We start from the raw sequence: 19,100 nt of genomic DNA on the forward strand, positions 1-19,100 counted from the left end.
AGAGGAAGGAAGGCTCAGATCGCCCAGCGCAGTGCGTGCGCGGGTGTTCCAAGCCAGTTGGCGTCGGCGCTGCTGTCCACCTCTTCGGGCTTTTGCAGCACCCTGTCGAGGATGCGTTTTTCGATGGCCGCGAAGGCCGGGTCGCCCTGCGAGCGAGGGCGGGCCAGGGCGATGTTTTCGTCCAGCGCGATGCGGCCGTCTTCGATCAGGATCACGCGGTCCGCCAGGGCCACGGCTTCCTGCACGTCGTGCGTCACCAGCAAGGCGGTGAAGCGGTGGCGCTGCCAGAGGTTCTCGATGAGCCGGTGCATCTCGATGCGGGTGAGCGCGTCGAGCGCGCCCAACGGCTCATCGAGCAACAAGAGGCGCGGGTGGTGCACCAGTGCGCGTGCCAGCGACACGCGCTGGCGCTGTCCGCCCGACAGGCGCGCCGGCCATTCGTTCTCGCGATCGGCCAGGCCCACCTGCGCGAGCACTTCCTTGCCGCGCGGCTTGGCGTCGTTCGACAAGCCCAGCGTCACGTTATCGAGCACGCGGCGCCAGGGCAGGAGGCGCGCCTCCTGGAACAGGATGCGGGTGTCGTCGTGCAGGCCGTTCACGGCCTTGCCGTCGGTGTACAGGCCGCCGGAGGTCGCTTCTTCGAGCCCCGCGATCAGCCGCAGCAGCGTGCTCTTGCCGCAACCGCTGCGCCCCACGATGGCGATGAACTGCCCGGGCTCGATGGTGAGCTTGGTGTTGCGCAGCACGTCGCGCGTGCCGTAGCGCTTGTGCAGGCCGCGCGCTTCGAGGCGCACGCCGCCAGCGATGGCCTGGGGTTGGATGTCTTTCAGAACGGCACTCATGGGCTTCAGGCTCCGGGTTTGAACAGCGCGACGTCGAGCGCATTGAGTTTTTTAGGCAGCAGCTTTTCGCCGAAGAACGCATCGGCGATGCGCTGCTGTTCGGTCAGGCCATCGGCCACGACCGGGCGCACCGCGTAGCTGCGGCGGCTGTTGGCTTGTTCGATGGTGGCGACGTCGAGGCCCCACACGGGCGACAGCAGCGCGGCGGCCTCCTTCGGGTTTTGCTTGACCCACTTGCCGGTCTTCTCGAGTTCGGCATAGATGACACGCAGCACGTCGGGCCGCGCCTTCGCGAACTTGGTGCTCGCGAGGTAGTAGCGCTGGTACGAGGCGATGCCCGCGCCGTCGGCCAGGATGCGCACCTTCGACTGGCGCTGCGCGGCGGCGAGGAACGGGTCCCACACCACCCAAGCGTCGATCGCGCCCTTCTCGAAAGCGGCGCGGCCGTCGGCCGGCGTGAGGTAGGCGGGCTCGATGTCCTTGAACGAGAGGCCGGCCTTCTCCAGCGCGGCGATCAGCAGGTAGTGCGCACCGGCCGCTTTCGCGAAGCCGATCTTCTTGCCCTTCAGGTCGGCCACGGTCTTGAGCGGCGAGTCTTCGCGCACGACGATCGCCTGCGCGGCGGGCGAAGGCGCCTCTTGCGCGATGAAGGTCAGCTCTGCGCCGGCCGCCTGCGCGAACACGGGCACCGTGTCGGCCACGTCGGCGCTGATGTCGAGGTTGTCGAGGTTCAGCGCCTCGAGCAGCGGCAGGCCGCTGGTGAACTCGTGCCAGCTCAGCGTGGCGTTGAGCGGCGCGAGTTGCTTTTCGAGCGTGCCCTGGGCCTTGAGCAGCGCGGTCAGCGTCGACGACTTCTGATAGCCGAAGCGCACGGTGACGGGTCGCGGCGCAACGCCCTGTGCCCACAAGGCACCGGCGCCGAGCGCACCCAGCGTGGCGATGACTGTGCGGCGGGAAACGGATTGGTTCATCTGCCCTGCCCTCACTTCGGCTTCTTCTGGTAGCCCGGGTGCCAGCGCAGCCACCATTGCTCCAGGCCGCGCGCGAACAGATCGGCCAGCTTGCCGAGCAGCGCATACAGCAGGATGCCCACGAGCACGATGTCGGTCTGCAGGAACTCGCGGGCGTTCATCGTGAGGTAGCCGATGCCGGCCTGCGCCGAGATGGTCTCGGCCACGATGAGGATCACCCACATGAGGCCCAGCGAGAAACGCAGCCCCACGAGAATCGACGACAGCGCGCCCGGCAGGATCACCTCGCGGTACAGCTGCCAGCGCGTGAGGCCGTAGGTGCGGCCCATCTCGATGAGTTGCGGATCGACGTTGCGGATGCCGTGAAAGGTGTTGAGGTAGATCGGAAAGAACACCGACACCGAGATCAGGAACAGCTTGGCCGATTCGTCGATGCCGAACCACAGGATCACCAGCGGAATCAGCGCGAGCGCGGGGATGTTGCGCACCATCTGGATGGTCGAGTCGAGCAGCGTCTCGGCGAACTTCACCGAGCCCGTGAGCAGGCCCAGCGCCAGCCCGGCGCCACCGCCGATGGCCAGGCCCGCGAGGGCGCGGCCCGCGCTGACCTTCACATGCGTCCAGAGTTCGCCGGACACGGTGAGCGACCACGCGGCCTTGATCACATCGACCGGTGCCGGCAGCACGCGCGTGGACAACCAGCCGAGCGACGAGGCGATCTGCCAGAACGCGATGAGCCCCACCGGTACGAGCCAGGGGATGAGCCGGCTCGCGACGCCGAGGCCGAAGGCCTTGAACGCGTTGCCGGAACTTGCGTTGGAATCGGTTGAAGCCACCGGAAGCTCCTGTACTTGTTCAGTCATGGAATTCCTTTGGGTTCAGCTTTGCGAGACGAGGCGCGAAGGTGCGTCGAGGTTGGCGACGACTTCGCCGAACGGACCGCTCAGCGAGCCACCAGCCAATCGCGCCTGCGCCTTGCGCGAGAGCAGCGGGAACACCAGCTCGGCGAAGCGGTAGGCCTCTTCCAAGTGCGGGTAGCCCGAGAGAATGAATTTGTCGAGACCGAGCGCCGCGTACTCCTCGATGCGCGCCGCGACGGTCTTCGCGTCACCGACGAGGGCCGTGCCGGCACCGCCGCGCACGAGGCCCACGCCGGCCCAGAGGTTCGGCGAAATCTCCAGCTCGGCGCGCGAGCGCTTCGCACCGCCGGCATGCAGCGCGGCCATGCGGCGCTGGCCTTCGGAGTCCATCCGCGCGAAGGCGGCCTGGGCGCGGATGACGGTCTCGTCGTCCACGCGGCTGATGAGTTCCTCGGCGGCCTTCCATGCGGCGTCTTCGGTCTCGCGCACGATCACGTGCAGGCGAATGCCGAACTCGACGCGGCGGCCTTGCCGCTCGGCGCGGGCGCGCACGTCGGCGATCTTTTTCGAGACTTCGGCGGGCGGCTCGCCCCACGTCAGGTACGCATCGACCTGCTCGGCGGCCAGGTCGTGTGCAGCAGCTGAGGAGCCACCGAACCACACCGGCGGATACGGCGTCTGCACCGGCGGGTACAGCAGCTTGGCGCCCTTCACGCTCAGGTGCTTGCCTTCGAAGTCGTAGCCCTGCCCGTCGTGGCTGCGCGTGAGGATCTCTCGCCAGATGCGGATGAACTCGGCCGACTGCTCGTAGCGCGATGCGTGATCCAGGTACACGCCATCGCCTTCGAGCTCGGCCTGGTCGCCACCAGTCACGAGGTTCACGAGCAGCCGTCCGCCCGAGAGCCGGTCGAAGGTCGCAGCCATGCGCGCGGCCAGGCTGGGCTGGTGCAGCCCCGGCCGCACGGCGACCAGGAATTTGAGATTCTTGGTCGAGCCGATCAGGCTGGAGGCGATCACCCACGGGTCTTCGCATGAACGGCCGGTGGGAATCAGCACGCCTTCGTAGCCGAGGTTGTCGACCGCACCCGCGATCTGCTGCAGATAGGCCAGGTCGACGGGGCGTGCGCCCTCGCTGGTGCCGAGGTAGCGGCTGTCGCCGTGCGTGGGGAGGAACCAGAAGATCTGCATCACGCGACTCCCGCGCCGGCGGCTTCGAGCACGTTGATCTTTTTCGGGATCAGCTTGAGATCGAAGAAGGTGTCGGCGATCTTTTGCTGCTCGGCCAGGATGGCCCTGGTGATCGGGGTGATGCCGTAGGGCGTCCGGGCCGTAGTGACATCGGCCACCGGCTTGGGCAGGCCCCACAAAGCGGCCAGTTCGGCAGCGAGTTCGCCCTTGTTCGCGGAGCCCCAGGCTTCGACCTTGTTGATCTCTTCGACCGCAATGGCCAGCACGTCGGCGTTCTTCGCCACGTAGTCGAGCGACGAGAAGTAGTAGGCGCGGTTGCCCACCACACCCGTGGCGTCGGCCAGGATGCGCGCGTCGATCGACTTCTGGGCGGCGGCAAGGAACGGGTCCCAGATCACCCACGCATCGACCGAGCCTTTTTCGAACGCGGCGCGCGCATCGGCCGGCGGCAGGTAGACCAGGTTCAGGTCGGCGTACGAGAGGCCGTGCTTCTCGGCCAGCTTGACGATGAAGTAGTGGACATTCGAGCCCTTGTTGAGCGCGATCTTCTTGCCCTTCAGATCGGCCACGGTCTTGATGGCGGAGCCCTTGGGCACCAGCACCGCCTCGGTCTGCGGGCGATGCTGCGTGGCCGCCACGTAGGCCAGCGGCGCACCGGCGGCCTGCGCGAAGATGGGCGGCGCTTCGCCAACATCGCCGAAATCGATCGAACCGACGTTGAGCGCTTCGAGCTGCACCGGGCCGGCCGTGAACTCGGTCCACTTGACCGTGACGCCCAGCGGTGCAAGCCGCTTCTCGAGCGTGCCCCGGCCCTTCAGGATGTTGAGCGTGCCCTTCTGGTTGCCGATGCGGAACTGGCGCGCGGGCGCCTGTGCCAGTGCGGCGAACGAAGGCAGCGCGATGGCGGCTGCTGCTCCCTGGATCAATCGTCGTCGGGGAATGGAAATACGGGTCATGGCGTGATGCTCGAAAAAATCAGGTTCAGGGCTGGGCGGCGACGACGGCGTCGCTGACCTTGATGGGCTTGGGAATGAGCTTCAGCGCGAAGAAGGTGTCGGCGATCTTTTGCTGGTCGGCTGCGACAGCCGGCGTGATCGGCTTCACGTTGAACTCGTAGCGGCGCAATGCCAGCTCGACCACATCGACCGGCAGCCCCTGCAGTGGCGCGATCAGCTCGGCCGCCTGGCGCAGGTTCTTCTTGAGCCAGATGCCCTGCTCCACCGAATCGGCGAAGAGCGCGTCGATCACCTTGGGGTTGTTCTTCACGAAGCCGCGCTCGCCCAGGTAGTACTGGTAGTTGTTGACCACGTCGGTGGTGCCGCCGGTGCCACCCGTGCCCCCGGTGCCGTCGGCCAGCACGCGCGCGCCGGTGGCTTTCTCGGCGGCGGCCTGGAACGGGTCCCAGATCACCCAGGCGTCGACGTTCTTGCTCTCGAAAGCGGCGCGGCCGTCGGCCGGTGCGAGGTACACGGGCTGGATGTCGGAGAGCTTCAGGCCGTTCTTCTCGAGCTGCTTCACGAGCAGGTAGTGCACGTTGCTGCCCTTGTTGAGCGCGACCTTCTTGCCCTTCAGGTCGGCGACGGATTTGATGGGCGAATCCTTGGTGACCAGGATCGCCTCGGCGCGCGGTGCCGCCGGGTCGTAGCCGAAGTAGACGAACTTCGCACCAGCTGCCTGCGCGAAGATGGGCGGCGCCTCGCCGACATAGCCCACATCGACCGCGCCAACGTTCAGCCCTTCGAGCAGTTGAGGGCCGGCCGGAAACTCGACCCACTTGACGCCGAAGCCGAGCGGCGCGAGCTTCTTCTCGAGCGAGCCTTGGGCCTTCTGCAGCACGAAGAGGCTGGCGGACTTCTGGTAGCCGATGCGCAGCTCACCCTTGCCTTGGGCATGGGCCGATGCGGCGGCAATGAAGCTCACGATCAGCGCGACGGCGGCGACCACGATCGTGCTGATCGCGAGGTCGCGCAGGGCATGCCAGATCGAGCGCGGCGGTGTGTCGAGCGCGGAGTCTTCGGTGGCAACGGGGTTCATGCGGGGATTCCTTGGTGCAAAACTTTGGGCAAAGCTGTCCCCTTGCCGCACACAGGCGGCTTCGAAACGGGGGACGGGGATGGGTCTGCTTGAGCACGGGCTCGATGGCGAGCCCGGTCGTCAGACGCTACATCGCACGCGAGAAAACGGCACGGGCTCGAATCCGTGCGTTGCAGGCAGCTTGAGGCCTTCGGTCGCAAGCACCTCGACAGCTTCGTTGAGTCGCTCGGCCAGTTCGTTGTGCACTTGGTAGGCGTTCTCGGGCGTCAGCACGATCTGCGAATCGCTCGCGTAGACGCCCGGCAGGATGTGGCGCGCCGCCAGCGACTGCAGCACGGGCCGCAGCGCGTAGTCCAGCGCGAGCATGTGATGGGGGCTGCCGCCGGTGGCCAGCGGCAGCACGGTCTTGCCCTTGAGGGCGTTCTGCGCGAGCAGGTCCAGAAAAACCTTCAGCACGCCGCTGTAGGCCGCCTTGTAGACGGGCGTGGCCACCACGATCACGCGGGCCGCCGCCACCTGGGCGATGGCGCGCTCAATGGCCGGATGGTCCCACTCGGCCAGCAGCAGCGCCTGCGCCGGCAGGTCGCGGATCGCGAGCCGCTCGATGCGGGCATGGCGTTTGGCCAACCGCTCGCCCACGGCCTCGAGCAAGGCGGTGGAACGGGACGGGGCCGAGGGGCTGCCGGCAATCAGGAGAACGGACACGGGAGGCTTTCGGTTTTCTTCGGAGAGGTCGAGGCGTGCCGGGTCACGGCGCTCGCGGAACGAGCGCCTTGAGGACCGGCTTGGCAGCGCGGATTACTTCTGCTTGGTTGTGTAGATCTGGTCGAAAGACGCACCGTCAGCGAAGTGCTCCTTGTCGGCCTTCGCCCAGCCGCCGAAAGCCTGGTCGATGGTCACCAGCGTCAGCTTGGGGAACTGCTTGTCGTACTTGGCCTTGGCCTTGTCCGAGGTCGGGCGGTAGAAGTTGCGGCCCGCGATGTCCTGGCCCTCGTCGGAATACAGGTACTTCAGGTATTCCTCGGCCACGGCGCGCGTGCCCTTCTTGTCGACGACCTTGTCGACGACCGCCACGCTGGGCTCGGCCAGGATGGAGATCGACGGAACCACGATCTCGAACTTCTCGGGGCCGAATTCCTTCAGCGCCAGGAAGGCTTCGTTTTCCCAGGCCAGCAGCACGTCGCCCACGCCGCGCTGCACGAAGGTGATGGTCGAGCCGCGCGCGCCGGTGTCGAGCACGGGCACGTTCTTGAACAGGTTGCCGATGTACTCCTTGGCCTTGGCGTCGCTGCCGTACTTACGCTTGGCGAATTCCCATGCGGCCAGGTAGTTCCAGCGGGCGCCGCCCGAGGTCTTGGGGTTGGGGGTGATCACCTGCACGCCGGGCTTGGTGAGGTCATCCCAGTCCTTCAGGCCCTTGGGGTTGCCCTTCTTCACCAGGAACACGATGGTCGAGGTGTAGGGGGCGGAGTTGTGCGGCAGGCGCTTCTGCCAGTCGGCCTTGACCAGGCCGCCGTGTGTGACGAGCGCATCGACGTCGCCGCCGAGTGCCAGCGTGGCCACGTCGGCGTCGATGCCGTCAATGATCGAGCGGGCCTGCTTGCCCGAGCCGCCGTGCGATTGCTTGACCGTCACGTCCTGGCCGGTCTTGGCCTTCCAGTACTTGGCGAAGGCCTGGTTGTAGTCCACGTAGAGCTCGCGCGTCGGGTCGTACGACACGTTCAGCAGCGTCACCGGGGCTGCGCCGCCCTGCGCAAACGTCGGCAACGCCGAGAGGGCCATGGCACCGGCCACGCCGGCACCCAGGGAAAGCTTGATAAAGTCGCGGCGAAGGCTCATGGTGTCTTGCTCTAAAAAGGCATATCAATGAAGCTGCGTATTCTCAATACGACATATAGAAACTGGAACGACCAAGTTTTCAGTTCTAAATAGCGAAATCAACTAAGCGAAACGCTTACCCCACCCAAGAGGCAAAAAAATGGCACGCATGGTTCAGTGCATCAAGCTCGGCAAAGAGGCCGAAGGGCTCGACTTCCCGCCCTATCCCGGCGATCTGGGCAAGCGCCTGTGGGAAAACGTCAGCAAGGAAGCCTGGGCCGCCTGGCTCAAGCAACAGACCATGCTGGTCAACGAAAACCGGCTGAATCTGGCCGATCTGCGCGCCCGCCAGTACCTGGCGCGGCAGATGGAAAAGCACTTCTTCGGCGAAGGCGCCGACGTGGCGCAAGGCTACGTTCCTCCCCCCGCCAGCTGACGGGCGCTGCGGCGATTACCGACCCCGTCTCCTTCCGGGAATGCCGCAGAACCGGCTTTGCCGGGCTGCAGGCGTTGCCCCCTCGAAGGGGGTGGGCGAAGCGACACGAAGTGCGCGAAGCCTGGGGGTGAGCCTGTGACTGAACGCTTCGACGACATCTATCACACCGAAACCGGGGCGCTGGCGCAAGCTCGCCATGTGTTCCTGGACGGTTGCGGCCTACCGCAAGCGTGGGCCGGGCAGCCGCAATGGCGGATTCTCGAAACCGGCTTCGGGCTGGGCCTCAATTTCCTGACAACCTGGCAGGCGTGGCGTTCGGATGCGAATCGGCCGCGGATGCTGCACTTCGTCTCGGTCGAGGCGCATCCGGTCGGGGCGGACGATCTCTTGCGGGCTGCCGAGGCGTATCCGGAACTGGCGTCGCTGGCCCGGGAACTGGTCGCGCAGTGGCACGGGCTGCTGCCGGGCTTCCACCGGCTCGCCTTCGACGACGGCCGCGTGCTGCTCACGCTGTGCATCGGCGACGTTCAGGCCATGCTGCGCGCCCAGCGCTTCGAGGCCGACAGCCTCTTTCTCGATGGCTTCAGCCCGCAGCAGAACCCGGCGATGTGGTCGCCCGATACGTTGAAGGCGGTGTCGCGATTCGCTCGTCAGGGCACCGGTCTTGCCACCTGGACTTACGCGCGCGCAGTGCGGGATGCGCTCTCGCAGAACGGCTTCCAGCTCGAAAGGCGCGAGGGCCTGCTCCCAAAGCGCGACTGCCTCGGCGGCGTGTTCGCGCCCGCCTGGACGGTGCGGCGCCGCGGCCCGGCTCCCGCGCGGATCGAAGTGCCGGGCCGCTGCGCCGTGATCGGCGCCGGTCTCGCGGGTGCGGCGGTGGCCGCGAGCCTCGCGCGGCGCGGATGGCAGGTCACGGTGCTCGATGCGGCCTCGCGCCCCGCCTCGGGCGCCTCCGGCCTGCCGGTCGGCGTGCTGGCGCCCCATGTGTCGCCCGACGATGCCCTGCTCTCGCGACTCACGCGCGCGGGCATTCGCTCCACCTGGCTCGAACTGGAACGCCTGCTCGAAGAGGGCCGCGACTGGCGCGCCGGCGGCGTGCTGGAACGGCGACCCGAAGGCGATACGCGCGTGCCTGCCGGCTGGAGCGACAGCGGCCCCAACGAATCGTGGCCCGCGAGCGCCGGGCAACTGACCGCGGCTGGTCTGCCGGCCGATGCGCCTGCCATCTGGCACGCCCGTGCCGGCTGGGTGCGCCCGTCACGGTTGATCGAGGTCTGGCTGCGTCAGCCGGGTGTCGAGTTCCGCGGCAACGCATCCGTGGCGCGGGTAACGCGGAACGCCGACGGCTGGCACCTGTTCGACGCGGCAAACCATCTGTTGATCGCAGCAGACCGCGTGGTCGTCGCCGCAGGCTTCGAGTCAGGCCGCTTCGCCCCGGGGCTGCCGCTGCAGCCGGTGCGCGGTCAGGTCGCGTGGGGCCGCACCAACGACAGCGCCCTTCCGGCCACACCACTCAACGGCGACGGCCACCTGATCGCCCATGTGCCCGATGCCGAAGGCGCCCTGCTCTGGCTCGCCGGCGCCACCTTCGACCGCGACAGCACCGACCTCGCCCCGAACGCCGACGACAGCGCCGCGAACCGTGACCGCCTCGCCCGGCTGCACCCCACCGCCGCTGCGGCATTGGGGCCGGCCTTCGAGCGCGGCGAAGTCAACGCCTGGATCGGCGTGCGCTGCGCCTCGGGCGATCGGCGGCCGCTGGTCGGTCCGCTGGACGAAGAGGCTAGCGGCCTCTGGGCCTGCACCGCACTGGGCTCACGCGGCCTCAGCTTCGCAGCCCTGTGCGCCGAACTGCTGGCCGCGCAATGGCACGGCGAACCGCTGCCATTGCCCGCCACGCTGGCGAAGGCACTCGGCACGCAGCGGCTTTAGGAGCGCGTCGTGCCGGGTGGTGGAGGCGCCAGCAGGTGGTCGATCCGGCTGTCCCCGTAGGTGCGCACCACTTCGGAGATCACCACCTTGTAGCCATCCAGCCAGTTCGCCTGCGCCGCCTTGGCCTCCTGGTGCGCCGGGTGCCGGATCAGCGCCTGCAGACTGTCGAGCGAATCCCAGTAGTAGACGTTCGACACCAGCCCGTTGCCCGTGTTCTCCCAGGTCTCCTCGCCCAGGTAGCCGGGCAGCGACTTCGCGGCCGCGGCGATGGTCTGGTCGAGGCGGTGGAACGCGTCGTCGAACTGCTTCTTGGCGAAGATGAAGGTGGCGGAGTACATGGCTGCCGAAATCCCCTTGATAGGACGCTCGAACGTCGAGCGGGCGCCGATTCTGCGGCATAGGACCATCGCAAGTCACTACGCGCGGCACGAACGCACGAGAATGCCCCATGGCCATCCAGTACGACATCACGCACACCACCATCTACCGCTACAACAAGCCGGTCACCTTCGGTTTGCACCGGGTGATGTTCCGGCCCCGCGACAGCCACGACCTGCGCGTGCTCGCCACCGACCTGCAGGTGAGCCCCCAGGCTTTCACGCGATTGATCCAGGACCCGCATTCCAACTCCGTCGCGCTGGTGCAGCCCATGGGCGAAGCCACCGAGCTGCGCATCGTGTGCTCCTTCACCATCGAGCATGTGCCTGCGCAGCAGGACCAGCTCGCGCTCGATCCGGCCGCCGAATTCCTGCCCTTCGCCTACTCGGTGCAGGAGCGCCTGGACCTGGAGCACTACCTGCGTCCGCACCACGAAGACGACGCCAGCGGCACGCTGATCCGCTGGGCCCACCAGTTCCTGCACAACGACAAGCCCAACAACACGCGCGAGGTGCTCACGCGCATGAACGCGCACATCGGCCAGAGCCTCGAATACAAGGCGCGCGACGAAGAAGGCACGCAGACGCCGCTCGCCACGCTGGCGCTGGGCAGTGGCAGTTGCCGCGACTACGCGCTGCTGATGATGGAAGCCGCGCGGCGCCTGGGCATCGCCACCCGTTTTGTATCGGGCTACCTCTACGACGCCGCGCTCGACCGCGCGGCGCAGGCGCCCGGCGAATCGATGACCGGCGCCGGCACCACGCACGCCTGGTTGCAGGCGTACCTGCCGGGCATCGGCTGGCTCGCGTTCGACCCGACGAACAACCTGATGGGCAGCGGACAGCTCATCCGCGTGGGCGTCACGCGCGACCCGGCGCAGGCCGCGCCGATCTCGGGCAGTTGGTATGGGGACGCCGAGGCGTACGAAGGCCTCGATGCCACGGTGGTGGTCACCCGCCGCAAGGGCTGATCTCTCCCAGAGGTTCTGCGCGGGTGTCGCGCAGGAGATAGCAGCTACGGGAAACCCCGGGCCGATGCGCCCGGCAGCGCCCCTACGCTGCGCCGCCGGTCCAGCGAAATAGCACGGTCGTTCTCCATGGCCGCCCGGGCCTCGCTGCGCCGGTGATCTTCCCAACCAAGACCCATAAAAACGGAGAGAGACATCCCATGCATTCCGCGCGCCTGACACTCCTTGCCCTCGCCGCCAGCCTCGCCGTCGCATCCTGCGGCGGTGGTGGCGGTGGAAACGGTTTTGCCTTCACGCCCCTGCCGCCGGCTCCGGCGCCAGCGCCCGCCCCACCCGCACCGCCGCCGGCACCCGAAGAAACGCGCGTGCAGGACAGTCGCAATTCATTCGCGCCTGCAGACCCGAGCGCCACCACCTTCGCCGCCCTCGCGGCAGACGCCGGCGACAGGGTCGACAACGCCACCACCAGCCGCTGGGCCGGCATGCTGGGCGGCGCCCAGTACCACGTCGAAGTGCCGGCCGCATGGAACGGCAAGCTCGTGATGTACGCGCACGGCTATGCCGGCGAAGGCAACGTGCTGTCGGTGACCAACCCGTCGATCCGCCGCCATCTGATCCAGGAAGGCTACGCCTGGGCCGCCTCGAGCTACAGCAAGAACTTCTACGACGTGCGCGTGGGCGTGGAAGACACCAACGCGCTGGCACTTGAGTTCAACAAGATCGCCAAGGCCAATGGCCGCGAGCTCGCTGCGCCATCGCAGACCTACATCACCGGACACTCGATGGGCGGTCACATCACCGCAGCGGCCATCGAGGACGAGGCCTTCGCCACCGCCAACCACAAGGTGAAGTACAGCGGCGCGGTGCCGATGTGCGGCGTGCTCGGCGATACCGAACTGTTCGACTACTTCGCGGGCGCGCAGGTCACGGCGCAAGCGCTTGCAGGACTGCCGAAATATCCGACGCCGAACTGGGCGGACATCATGGCGCAGGTCACGGGCACGTTGTTTTCGACCTTCACGACCTCGCCGCCCAACATCGTGCCGACGCCGACGGGCATCAAGTACATGACGGTGGTGATGAACCTCACCGGCGGCCAACGGCCAATGTTCGACATCGGCTTCGCCAGGGGCGGCTCCTTCGCAGCCGTGTGGGGCGTGTTCGGCAGCGACGGCACCGTGACGGGCATCCTCAACAAGAACACGCTCGACACCAACCGCTTCACCTACACGATCCTGGGCGATGCGCCCGGCTCGGCCAGCCTGAACGCCTCGGTGATCAAGCTCACGGCAGTGCCCGACGCCAACCGCCTGCGCACCGACGGCCTGCGCTGGGTTCCGAAGAACAACGGCGAGTTCAGGATCCCGGTGGTGTCGCTGCACACGCTCGGCGACCTGTACGTGCCCTTCAGCATGGAGCAGATCTACCAGAAGCGCGTGGCCGCCAAGGGCAACAGCCAATGGCTGGTGCAACGCGCGATCCGCGGGATCACGCATTGCGACTTCACGGTGCAGGAGCAGGTCGAGGCCTTCGACGCGATGGTCCAGTGGCAGCAAGGCGGACCGAAGCCCGCGGGCGACGACGTGGTGACGGCCGCGACGGTGGCGGACAGCAAATACGGCTGTACCTTCTCGCGGCCGCTCGGCACAGTCGACGAATCCCCGACCAGCCAGGCGACGCGGCCCACAGCCGCACTGGCAGCGCCCTGCTGAGGGAGATGCCCGTGGGGAACCGCCTTGCTTCCAGTGCTGGCGGTTCCCTTCAGCGCTTCGCCGCGCTGTAGGCCTTCACCACCGGCACCGCCGTCGCGGAACTGTCGGCAAAAAGGCCGTCGATGCCCGCATCGAGAAAAGCCTTGATCTCCGCCGCCGTGTCGCCCTGCACGGTCGGATCGCCCTTCGGCTCCTTCTTCAGGCTGGGCGGCAAGAAGAAGTTCTCGGGCCGGATCGTGTAGATGTGGACCAGCAGCTTCTTGTCGTGCGCGTCCTTCACCAGCGTGGTCGGCGTGGCGAGCTTGCCGTCGGCCACCGGAATCACGCGCGACTTGTCCGGGCCGATGCCTTGCGCATAGGTCGCGATCTCGGCCAGGCCGGCGGGCGTCACGAGGTCGGCATAGGTGCGCTTGTCGCCCAGGGCCACCAGGTCATAGGGCGCGCCCGATCCGCCGATGAGCTGCACGATCTTCACCGTGCTCTTCAGGCGCACGTCCTTCAGGTTGCCCGTCTCGAAGGACTGCACGAACACCGGCGCCTCGGCCTTGTTCAGGCCGTGCTTCTGCAGCGTGTCGAGCAGCTTGTTCTCGAGCGGCAGGCCGATGGAGCGGAAGTAGGTCGGGTGCTTGGTTTCCGGATAGATGCCGATCACGCGGCCCTTGGCCACCGATTGCGCCTTGGCAAGCTCAATGACTTCGTCGAGCGTCGGCACCAGGAACTGGTCGTTGTACGACACGTTGGCGGGGCGCTGCTTCGGAATGCGCTCGCGGGCCCTCAGCTCGCGGAGCTCAGCCAGGGTGAAGTCCTCGGTGAACCAGCCGGTGACCGGGCGGCCATCGATCGTCTTGGTGGTCTTGCGGCTGGCGAACTTCGGCACATCGGCCACGTTGGTGGTGGCCTCGGTCACGTTGCCGCCAGCATCGACGATGGCGATGGCGTTCTCGTGGCGGGCGACCAGCTCGCCGTCCTTGGTCGGCACGAGGTCGGGTTCGATGAAGTCGGCGCCGTCGTCGATGGCCTGCTGGTAGGAGGCCAGCGTGTGCTCGGGCCGCAGGGCCGGTTCGCCGCGATGGCCGATGACGAGCGCGGAAGGCGCCTGCTGCACGGGCGGTGGTGCCGGCGCGGGTGACGGTGCCGGTGCGGGCGCCGGGACCAGCGGCGAGAACGACGGGCCGCCTCCCCCGCCGCCGCACGCGCTCATAAGCGCGCATGCGCAGGCCGCCAGGGTGGTCCTGGAGAAAGAAAATGACTGCATTGGAGATCCCCCGTTTTCGCTTCTGTCGATCCGTATTCGCTCGTGCCAGTCTTGGTGTTGGTTTGCGGCGAGCGCCGGATCATTGCGAGGATTTATGTCGATGCCGTGACGGCAATGCCATGTCACGCGACAGGTGGCATGGCAGAGCCGCGCTGCAAGGTCAGGAGCGCGCAGCCAGTTTGGCTTCGAGTTCGGCGATCAATGCCCTTGCCTCGTCGCCCTCGGGAATATTGCGGCCGCTGTCGCGCCACTGCACCGCACTCTTGAACCCCTCGGCCTCCGCTTGCCGGCGAAACCACATCCCCTCGGGGTTGTGGCGCGTGATGCCGTCGAACACGGTCGCGAACATCTGCGTCTGCTCCAGCCCCATCGAATGCCACACCTGGTTGACGACCAGCTTGTGCATCATCAAGTGCGAGCGCGGCACGCCCGCGATGCGTTGCGCGAGCTTCAGCGTGGCGTCGTCGAGTTGGTCGGCCGGCACCGAGAAATTCGCGAGGCCCCATTCGGCCGCCTGCGCGCCGTCGATGGTGTCGCCGGTGAACATCAGCTGCTTCGCGCGCATCGCGCCGAGCCGGTAGGTCCACATCGCCGTGGTCGGGCAGCCCCACACGCGCGTGGGCATGTAGCCGATGCGTGCGTCGTCGGCCATGGTCAGCAGGTCACAGCACAGCGCGATGTCGCTGCCACCCGCCACTGCATAGCCGTGCACCTTCGCGATGGTGGGCTTGCGGCAGCGCCACAGGGCCATGAAGTCGTCGGTGTTGCGCTTCATGGCGGCGTAGTCGAGCATCGGGTCCCAGGGGGTTTTCTCCTGCCTGCAAGGGTGGTCGCCTTCGCCTTCGCGGCCGTGACCCTCGGCGTAGTCGCCGAGGTCGTAGCCGGCGCAGAAGGCGCGGCCCGCGCCTTCGACCACGATGACGTGCACCTCGTCGTCGGCCTCGGCCCACTCGACCGCCTGGCGGATTTCCGATGGCGTGGTCTCACCGATGGCGTTGAGCTTTTCGGGGCGATTGAGCACGAGGCGCGCGATGCGCGGATGCTGCGGGTCCTTGTCGATCAGGACGGTCTTGAAGGCGGGCATGGTCTGGTGTCTCCTTGGGTTGGGTCGCCATGCTCTTGTAGCATCGCCGCCAGGCCAACCGGCACAGGCAAACCACGGGGGAGCACCACACGATGACCGCGACATTCAGGATCTCCGAAGACGACTACGTCGATGCGATGCGGCTCTATGGGCGGTTGCCGCGTCTCGCGCGATGGGTGGTGATCGCGATCGCCGTCGGGCTGCTGCTGACCGCGGTCTTCGGTTCGCGCCAGGTGCAGTCAGGCGCGCTGGGCGGCCTCGTCGGCGGCACGATGGTGCTGCTGGCCATGCGCTACATGGTCCTGCCGATGAGCGCACGCCGCCACTACCGCAAGTACAAGGCGATCCAGGACGAGTTCTCGGTCGAGCTGCTGGACGATGCCCTGCGCCTCTGGGCCCCGCACGGAGAGAGCCGGATCATCTGGGCGAACGTGCTCAAGTGGCGCCAGGACGAGCGCTTCGTGCTGCTCTACCCGATGCCGCGCCTCTTTCATGTGCTGCCCAAGTCGGTGGCGGCGCAAGGCTTCGACGTGCCCGCACTTGTCGAGCGCTTGAACCGGCACGTCGGTCCCGAAACCTGAAGCGCTTCAGGTGCCGGTGGCGCCGCTCAACTGAAAGCGGAACACCGCCCCCTTGCCCGCCTGCGGCACCAGCCGGATGTCGCTGCCGTGCAGCTGCAGGATGCGCTGCACGATCACCAGCCCCAGCCCGCCGCTGCCCGAGCCGTCGCTGCGCGCACCACTCATGAACACGGGCCGCACGAAGAGCCCCTTTTGCAGCTCGCCCGGAATGCCGGCGCCGGTGTCGCTCACCTGCACCGCCACGCCGGCGTTCGCGGGGCGAAGCTGAACCTCGATTTGGCCGCCGGCCGGCGTATGGCGGATGGCGTTGTCCAGCAGGTTGGTCAGCACGCGCTCGATCATCCCGAGGTCGGCCGACACCACCGGCAGGCCCGGCGCGATGTCGGGCTTGAGCTGTTGGTGCCTTGCCTCGGCAGCGAGCTCGAACTTCTGGAACACGTCCTGCACCAGGTCGGCGAGCGCGAAGTTCTCCTTCTCGGGCTTGACCACGCCGTACTCGAGCCGCGCCAGCTCGAACAGCTCCTGCGCGAGCCGGCCCACCTTGCGGCTCTGGCCGAGCGCGATTTCCAGGTAGCGCCGCCGCTCTTCCTCGCTGAGCGTGCCGGCCTTGAGCAGCAGCGTTTCGAGATAACCGTGCAGCGATGTCAGCGGCGTGCGCAGGTCGTGCGAGATGTTGGCGAAAAGCTCGCGGCGCTGCTGGTCCTGCAGCGTGAGCTCGCGCCATTGCTCGGCGATGCGGCGCGTCATCTGCGTGAAGGCCTGGCCCAGCAACGCGATCTCGTCGGTGCCGTGCGAAAGCCTTTCCAGCCTGGGCGTTTCGGTTTCCAGCGATGCGATGCCCTCGGTCTCGAAGCGCTTGACCGCCTTCGTCAGCTCGCGCAGCGGCCGCGTGATGAGCCGGAACGCCGCCAGCCCCGCGAGCAACCCGAGCAGCGCCACCAGCCCCATCGACCACAGCGTGGTGCGCAGCACGTTGTCGGCCGCCAGATGGGCCGAGAGCACATCGTGGTCCTCGCCTTGCAGCACCACGTAGACATAGCCCACCTCGCGCCCGCCCATGCGCAGCGGCGCGGCGCTGAACACCTTGGCGGTGTCGGGGCTGCGCGGGTCGTCGCCCACGATGGGCAGAGGTGCGCCGGAGATCAGCTTGCGGATCGGCTCCACCGCCACCCTGTCGCGCTTCAGGTGTCCAGGTGGCGCGGCCTGCGCCTCGATGTGGCCGTCGAGCCCGAGCAGGTAGACCTCCACGCTGGGGTTGACCGCCATCAGCTTGTCGAACAGGTCCTTCACTTTGTCCTGATCGAGGCCGCCGGGCTTGATCAGCTCGGCGTTCTCCGCGATGTGAGCGGCGAGCCCGCCCGACAGGCGCTGGATCACCTCCTGCTCGTGCAGCCCGTTCGAGCGCATCTGCAGCCACGCCGAAGCGCCGCAGCAGGCCAGCAGCAGCACCGCGAACACCATCGAGAGACGGCGAGAGAGCGTGGCCCAAGCGATCATCGGTGCACCCTTGGCGCTTCGCGCCTTCCCGCCAGGCGGGAGCGAGCTTGCTTGGGGCGGCCCGGCGCGGCGCTCATGCGCCCCCCTCGTCGCCCGTGCCCGTCGGCGAAAGCTTGTAGCCCCGCCCCCACACGGTAAGGATGCGCCGCGGCTCCGCCGGATCGGCCTCGACCTTGGTGCGCATCCGGTTGATGTGCGTGTTGACCGTGTGCTCGTACCCGTCGTGCTGGTAGCCCCACACCTGGTTGAGCAAATCGAGCCGCGAGAACACCTTGCCGGGGTTGCGCGCAAAGAAGTACAGCAGGTCGAACTCGCGCGGTGTGAGCTCGATGAGCTTGCCGTCCACGCGCACCTCGCGCGCCAGCGGCTCGATGTCGAGGTTGCCGAGCGTGAGGCTGCCCGACTCCATGCGCGCATTGCGCGCCAGCGCATCGGTGCGCCGCATCAGCGCCTTCACGCGCGCCACCAGTTCCAGCACCGAGAAGGGCTTGGCCAGGTAGTCGTCGGCGCCCAGCTCCAGGCCGAGGATGCGGTGCACTTCGCTCGAGCGGGCACTGATGATGATGATCGGCGTGTAGCGCGCCATGGCCCGCGCGCGGCGGCAGATCTCGAGGCCGTCGACGCCGGGCAGCATCAGGTCGAGCACCAGCGCATCCCAGTTGCCGCGTTCCAGTTCGCGCAGGCCCGCATGGCCGTCGGCGGCGTGTTCGATCGCATAGCCTTCGTCGCGCAGGTGCATGCGCAGCAGTTCGGCGATGTGGGCGTCGTCCTCGACGATCAGCACGCGTTTGGGGGTGTCCATGCCGCCGATTGTCCCGCGATACGGATTCCCGAGTTATCACGATTAATTGAACTTTGCGTGATGAATCGGCCATGGGGTGCGCCCAAGAATCCACCCCATGAACAGCACAGCCCTCCCCGCCCACACGGCCAGCGCCGGCCCGGATGCCCGTCCCATCCACCCGCTGTGGATGCGCATCACGCACTGGCTCAACGCCCTGGCCGTGCTGGTGCTGGTGACCAGCGGCTTGCGCATCTACAACGCGGCGCCGTTCTTTCCGTTCAGCTTTCCGAATGGGATCACGCTCGGCGGCTGGCTCGGCGGTGCGCTGCAATGGCACTTCGCGGCGATGTGGCTGCTGGTGTTCAACGGCTTCGTCTATCTGGCGATCAACATTGCCAGCGGTCGCCTCGCCGCGAAGTTCTTCCCGGTCACACCGGCCGGCATCTGGCACGACGCGCTCGCAGCGCTCAAGGGCAAGCTCTCGCATGCCGACCCGCGCCGCTACAACAGCGTGCAGCGCCTGGCCTACCTGTTCGTGATGGTCGACATCGTGGTCATCGTGCTCTCGGGCCTGGTGCTGTGGAAGTCGGTGCAGTTCGCCGTGCTGCGCGACCTGCTCGGTGGCTACGAGTTTGCGCGCCGCATCCACTTCTTCGGCATGGCGTCGCTGGTTGCTTTCGTCGCCTTGCACCTGGTGATGGTGGCCCTCGTGCCCCGCTCCCTCCTCACGATGATCCGCGGCCGTGCGCCCAAAGCCTGAC

General features: G+C 67.3%; 19 protein-coding genes. 6 read left to right on the plus strand and 13 right to left on the minus strand.

The window, feature by feature from the left end; genetic code table 11:
- Positions 1-14: 14 nt before the first annotated feature.
- The 8 genes from NU688_RS08810 to NU688_RS08845 form a co-directional block, all read right to left on the minus strand.
- Positions 15-842 (minus strand): ATP-binding cassette domain-containing protein, encoded by an 828-nt coding sequence (locus tag NU688_RS08810; RefSeq protein ID WP_257860153.1) that lies wholly within the window; start codon positions 840-842, stop codon positions 15-17.
- 5 nt (positions 843-847) lie between these two features.
- Positions 848-1,813: an aliphatic sulfonate ABC transporter substrate-binding protein gene (locus NU688_RS08815; RefSeq protein WP_257860154.1), complete on the minus strand. Its 966-nt coding sequence runs from the start codon at positions 1,811-1,813 to the stop codon at positions 848-850.
- 11 nt (positions 1,814-1,824) lie between these two features.
- On the minus strand, positions 1,825-2,676 hold the full coding sequence (gene ssuC / locus NU688_RS08820; protein ID WP_257860155.1) for an aliphatic sulfonate ABC transporter permease SsuC: 852 nt from the start codon (positions 2,674-2,676) through the stop codon (positions 1,825-1,827).
- Between the two features lie 15 nt (positions 2,677-2,691).
- Positions 2,692-3,861, minus strand: coding sequence for an FMNH2-dependent alkanesulfonate monooxygenase (gene ssuD / locus NU688_RS08825; RefSeq protein WP_257860156.1), 1,170 nt, complete (start codon positions 3,859-3,861; stop codon positions 2,692-2,694).
- Positions 3,861-4,817, minus strand: a complete 957-nt coding sequence (locus NU688_RS08830; protein ID WP_257860157.1) for a sulfonate ABC transporter substrate-binding protein — start codon at positions 4,815-4,817, stop codon at positions 3,861-3,863. Before NU688_RS08830 ends, ssuD begins: the two co-directional genes overlap by 1 nt.
- A gap of 25 nt (positions 4,818-4,842) precedes the next feature.
- Positions 4,843-5,895 carry a sulfonate ABC transporter substrate-binding protein gene (locus tag NU688_RS08835; RefSeq protein ID WP_257860158.1) on the minus strand — a complete coding sequence of 351 codons (1,053 nt, stop codon included), beginning with the start codon at positions 5,893-5,895 and terminating at the stop codon, positions 4,843-4,845.
- Between the two features lie 120 nt (positions 5,896-6,015).
- On the minus strand, positions 6,016-6,600 hold the full coding sequence (gene ssuE / locus NU688_RS08840; protein ID WP_257860159.1) for an NADPH-dependent FMN reductase: 585 nt from the start codon (positions 6,598-6,600) through the stop codon (positions 6,016-6,018).
- A gap of 93 nt (positions 6,601-6,693) precedes the next feature.
- A complete protein-coding gene (locus NU688_RS08845) occupies positions 6,694-7,734 on the minus strand; it encodes a sulfate ABC transporter substrate-binding protein (protein ID WP_308340287.1) in 1,041 nt (346 codons plus the stop codon).
- A 139-nt stretch (positions 7,735-7,873) separates the two neighbouring features.
- On the opposite strand from NU688_RS08845, the gene NU688_RS08850 reads away from it, so the two are divergent.
- Both NU688_RS08850 and mnmC read left to right on the plus strand, forming a co-directional pair.
- Complete coding sequence (locus NU688_RS08850) at positions 7,874-8,149, plus strand: oxidative damage protection protein (RefSeq protein ID WP_198087792.1); 276 nt, start codon at positions 7,874-7,876, stop codon at positions 8,147-8,149.
- Positions 8,150-8,284: 135 nt separating this feature from the next.
- Complete coding sequence (mnmC, locus tag NU688_RS08855; RefSeq protein WP_257860162.1) at positions 8,285-10,081, plus strand: FAD-dependent 5-carboxymethylaminomethyl-2-thiouridine(34) oxidoreductase MnmC; 1,797 nt, start codon at positions 8,285-8,287, stop codon at positions 10,079-10,081.
- Here the strand turns inward: mnmC and NU688_RS08860 are convergent.
- Positions 10,078-10,419, minus strand: coding sequence for an antibiotic biosynthesis monooxygenase (locus tag NU688_RS08860; protein ID WP_257860163.1), 342 nt, complete (start codon positions 10,417-10,419; stop codon positions 10,078-10,080). The genes mnmC and NU688_RS08860 overlap by 4 nt on opposite strands.
- 110 nt (positions 10,420-10,529) lie before the next feature.
- On the opposite strand from NU688_RS08860, the gene NU688_RS08865 reads away from it, so the two are divergent.
- On the plus strand, positions 10,530-11,429 hold the full coding sequence (locus tag NU688_RS08865) for a transglutaminase family protein (RefSeq protein ID WP_257860164.1): 900 nt from the start codon (positions 10,530-10,532) through the stop codon (positions 11,427-11,429).
- Positions 11,430-11,626: 197 nt separating this feature from the next.
- Positions 11,627-13,138, plus strand: a complete 1,512-nt coding sequence (locus tag NU688_RS08870) for an alpha/beta hydrolase (protein WP_257860165.1) — start codon at positions 11,627-11,629, stop codon at positions 13,136-13,138.
- A 49-nt stretch (positions 13,139-13,187) separates the two neighbouring features.
- Here NU688_RS08870 and NU688_RS08875 read toward each other — a convergent pair whose 3' ends face one another.
- Together NU688_RS08875 and NU688_RS08880 are read right to left on the minus strand one after the other, a co-directional pair.
- Entirely contained in the window at positions 13,188-14,393 is a 1,206-nt protein-coding gene (locus NU688_RS08875) for a glycerophosphodiester phosphodiesterase (RefSeq protein WP_308340288.1), read from the minus strand.
- Between the two features lie 160 nt (positions 14,394-14,553).
- On the minus strand, positions 14,554-15,477 hold the full coding sequence (locus tag NU688_RS08880; protein ID WP_257860167.1) for a crotonase/enoyl-CoA hydratase family protein: 924 nt from the start codon (positions 15,475-15,477) through the stop codon (positions 14,554-14,556).
- A 92-nt stretch (positions 15,478-15,569) separates the two neighbouring features.
- Here NU688_RS08880 and NU688_RS08885 point away from each other — a divergent pair, with 92 nt between their 5' ends.
- Positions 15,570-16,058 (plus strand): YcxB family protein, encoded by a 489-nt coding sequence (locus NU688_RS08885; protein WP_257860168.1) that lies wholly within the window; start codon positions 15,570-15,572, stop codon positions 16,056-16,058.
- Between the two features lie 6 nt (positions 16,059-16,064).
- On the opposite strand, the gene NU688_RS08890 is transcribed toward NU688_RS08885, so the two are convergent.
- Positions 16,065-17,555, minus strand: a complete 1,491-nt coding sequence (locus tag NU688_RS08890) for a HAMP domain-containing sensor histidine kinase (RefSeq protein WP_257860169.1) — start codon at positions 17,553-17,555, stop codon at positions 16,065-16,067.
- A gap of 73 nt (positions 17,556-17,628) precedes the next feature.
- Positions 17,629-18,357 carry a response regulator transcription factor gene (locus NU688_RS08895; RefSeq protein WP_257860170.1) on the minus strand — a complete coding sequence of 243 codons (729 nt, stop codon included), beginning with the start codon at positions 18,355-18,357 and terminating at the stop codon, positions 17,629-17,631.
- A gap of 97 nt (positions 18,358-18,454) precedes the next feature.
- Here NU688_RS08895 and NU688_RS08900 point away from each other — a divergent pair, with 97 nt between their 5' ends.
- Positions 18,455-19,099, plus strand: coding sequence for a cytochrome b/b6 domain-containing protein (locus NU688_RS08900; protein WP_257860171.1), 645 nt, complete (start codon positions 18,455-18,457; stop codon positions 19,097-19,099).
- The last annotated feature ends 1 nt before the right edge of the window (position 19,100 follow it).

It is taken from the genome of Variovorax sp. ZS18.2.2, assembly GCF_024701975.1.
Lineage (GTDB): Bacteria > Pseudomonadota > Gammaproteobacteria > Burkholderiales > Burkholderiaceae_C > Variovorax.

What these genes read in the sequence shown, in the direction of transcription:
- NU688_RS08815 (WP_257860154.1), bottom strand. Translation starts at nt 1,813, where the DNA reads ATGAACCAATCCGTTTCCCGCCGCACAGTCATCGCCACGCTGGGTGCG.
- NU688_RS08865 (WP_257860164.1), top strand. Translation starts at nt 10,530, where the DNA reads ATGGCCATCCAGTACGACATCACGCACACCACCATCTACCGCTACAAC.
- NU688_RS08860 (WP_257860163.1), bottom strand. Translation starts at nt 10,419, where the DNA reads ATGTACTCCGCCACCTTCATCTTCGCCAAGAAGCAGTTCGACGACGCG.
- NU688_RS08895 (WP_257860170.1), bottom strand. Translation starts at nt 18,357, where the DNA reads ATGGACACCCCCAAACGCGTGCTGATCGTCGAGGACGACGCCCACATC.
- NU688_RS08900 (WP_257860171.1), top strand. Translation starts at nt 18,455, where the DNA reads ATGAACAGCACAGCCCTCCCCGCCCACACGGCCAGCGCCGGCCCGGAT.
- NU688_RS08810 (WP_257860153.1), bottom strand. Translation starts at nt 842, where the DNA reads ATGAGTGCCGTTCTGAAAGACATCCAACCCCAGGCCATCGCTGGCGGC.
- NU688_RS08830 (WP_257860157.1), bottom strand. Translation starts at nt 4,817, where the DNA reads ATGACCCGTATTTCCATTCCCCGACGACGATTGATCCAGGGAGCAGCA.
- ssuC (WP_257860155.1), bottom strand. Translation starts at nt 2,676, where the DNA reads ATGACTGAACAAGTACAGGAGCTTCCGGTGGCTTCAACCGATTCCAAC.
- NU688_RS08890 (WP_257860169.1), bottom strand. Translation starts at nt 17,555, where the DNA reads ATGATCGCTTGGGCCACGCTCTCTCGCCGTCTCTCGATGGTGTTCGCG.
- NU688_RS08870 (WP_257860165.1), top strand. Translation starts at nt 11,627, where the DNA reads ATGCATTCCGCGCGCCTGACACTCCTTGCCCTCGCCGCCAGCCTCGCC.
- NU688_RS08875 (WP_308340288.1), bottom strand. Translation starts at nt 14,393, where the DNA reads ATGCAGTCATTTTCTTTCTCCAGGACCACCCTGGCGGCCTGCGCATGC.
- NU688_RS08880 (WP_257860167.1), bottom strand. Translation starts at nt 15,477, where the DNA reads ATGCCCGCCTTCAAGACCGTCCTGATCGACAAGGACCCGCAGCATCCG.
- NU688_RS08845 (WP_308340287.1), bottom strand. Translation starts at nt 7,734, where the DNA reads ATGAGCCTTCGCCGCGACTTTATCAAGCTTTCCCTGGGTGCCGGCGTG.
- NU688_RS08885 (WP_257860168.1), top strand. Translation starts at nt 15,570, where the DNA reads ATGACCGCGACATTCAGGATCTCCGAAGACGACTACGTCGATGCGATG.
- ssuD (WP_257860156.1), bottom strand. Translation starts at nt 3,861, where the DNA reads ATGCAGATCTTCTGGTTCCTCCCCACGCACGGCGACAGCCGCTACCTC.
- NU688_RS08850 (WP_198087792.1), top strand. Translation starts at nt 7,874, where the DNA reads ATGGCACGCATGGTTCAGTGCATCAAGCTCGGCAAAGAGGCCGAAGGG.
- NU688_RS08835 (WP_257860158.1), bottom strand. Translation starts at nt 5,895, where the DNA reads ATGAACCCCGTTGCCACCGAAGACTCCGCGCTCGACACACCGCCGCGC.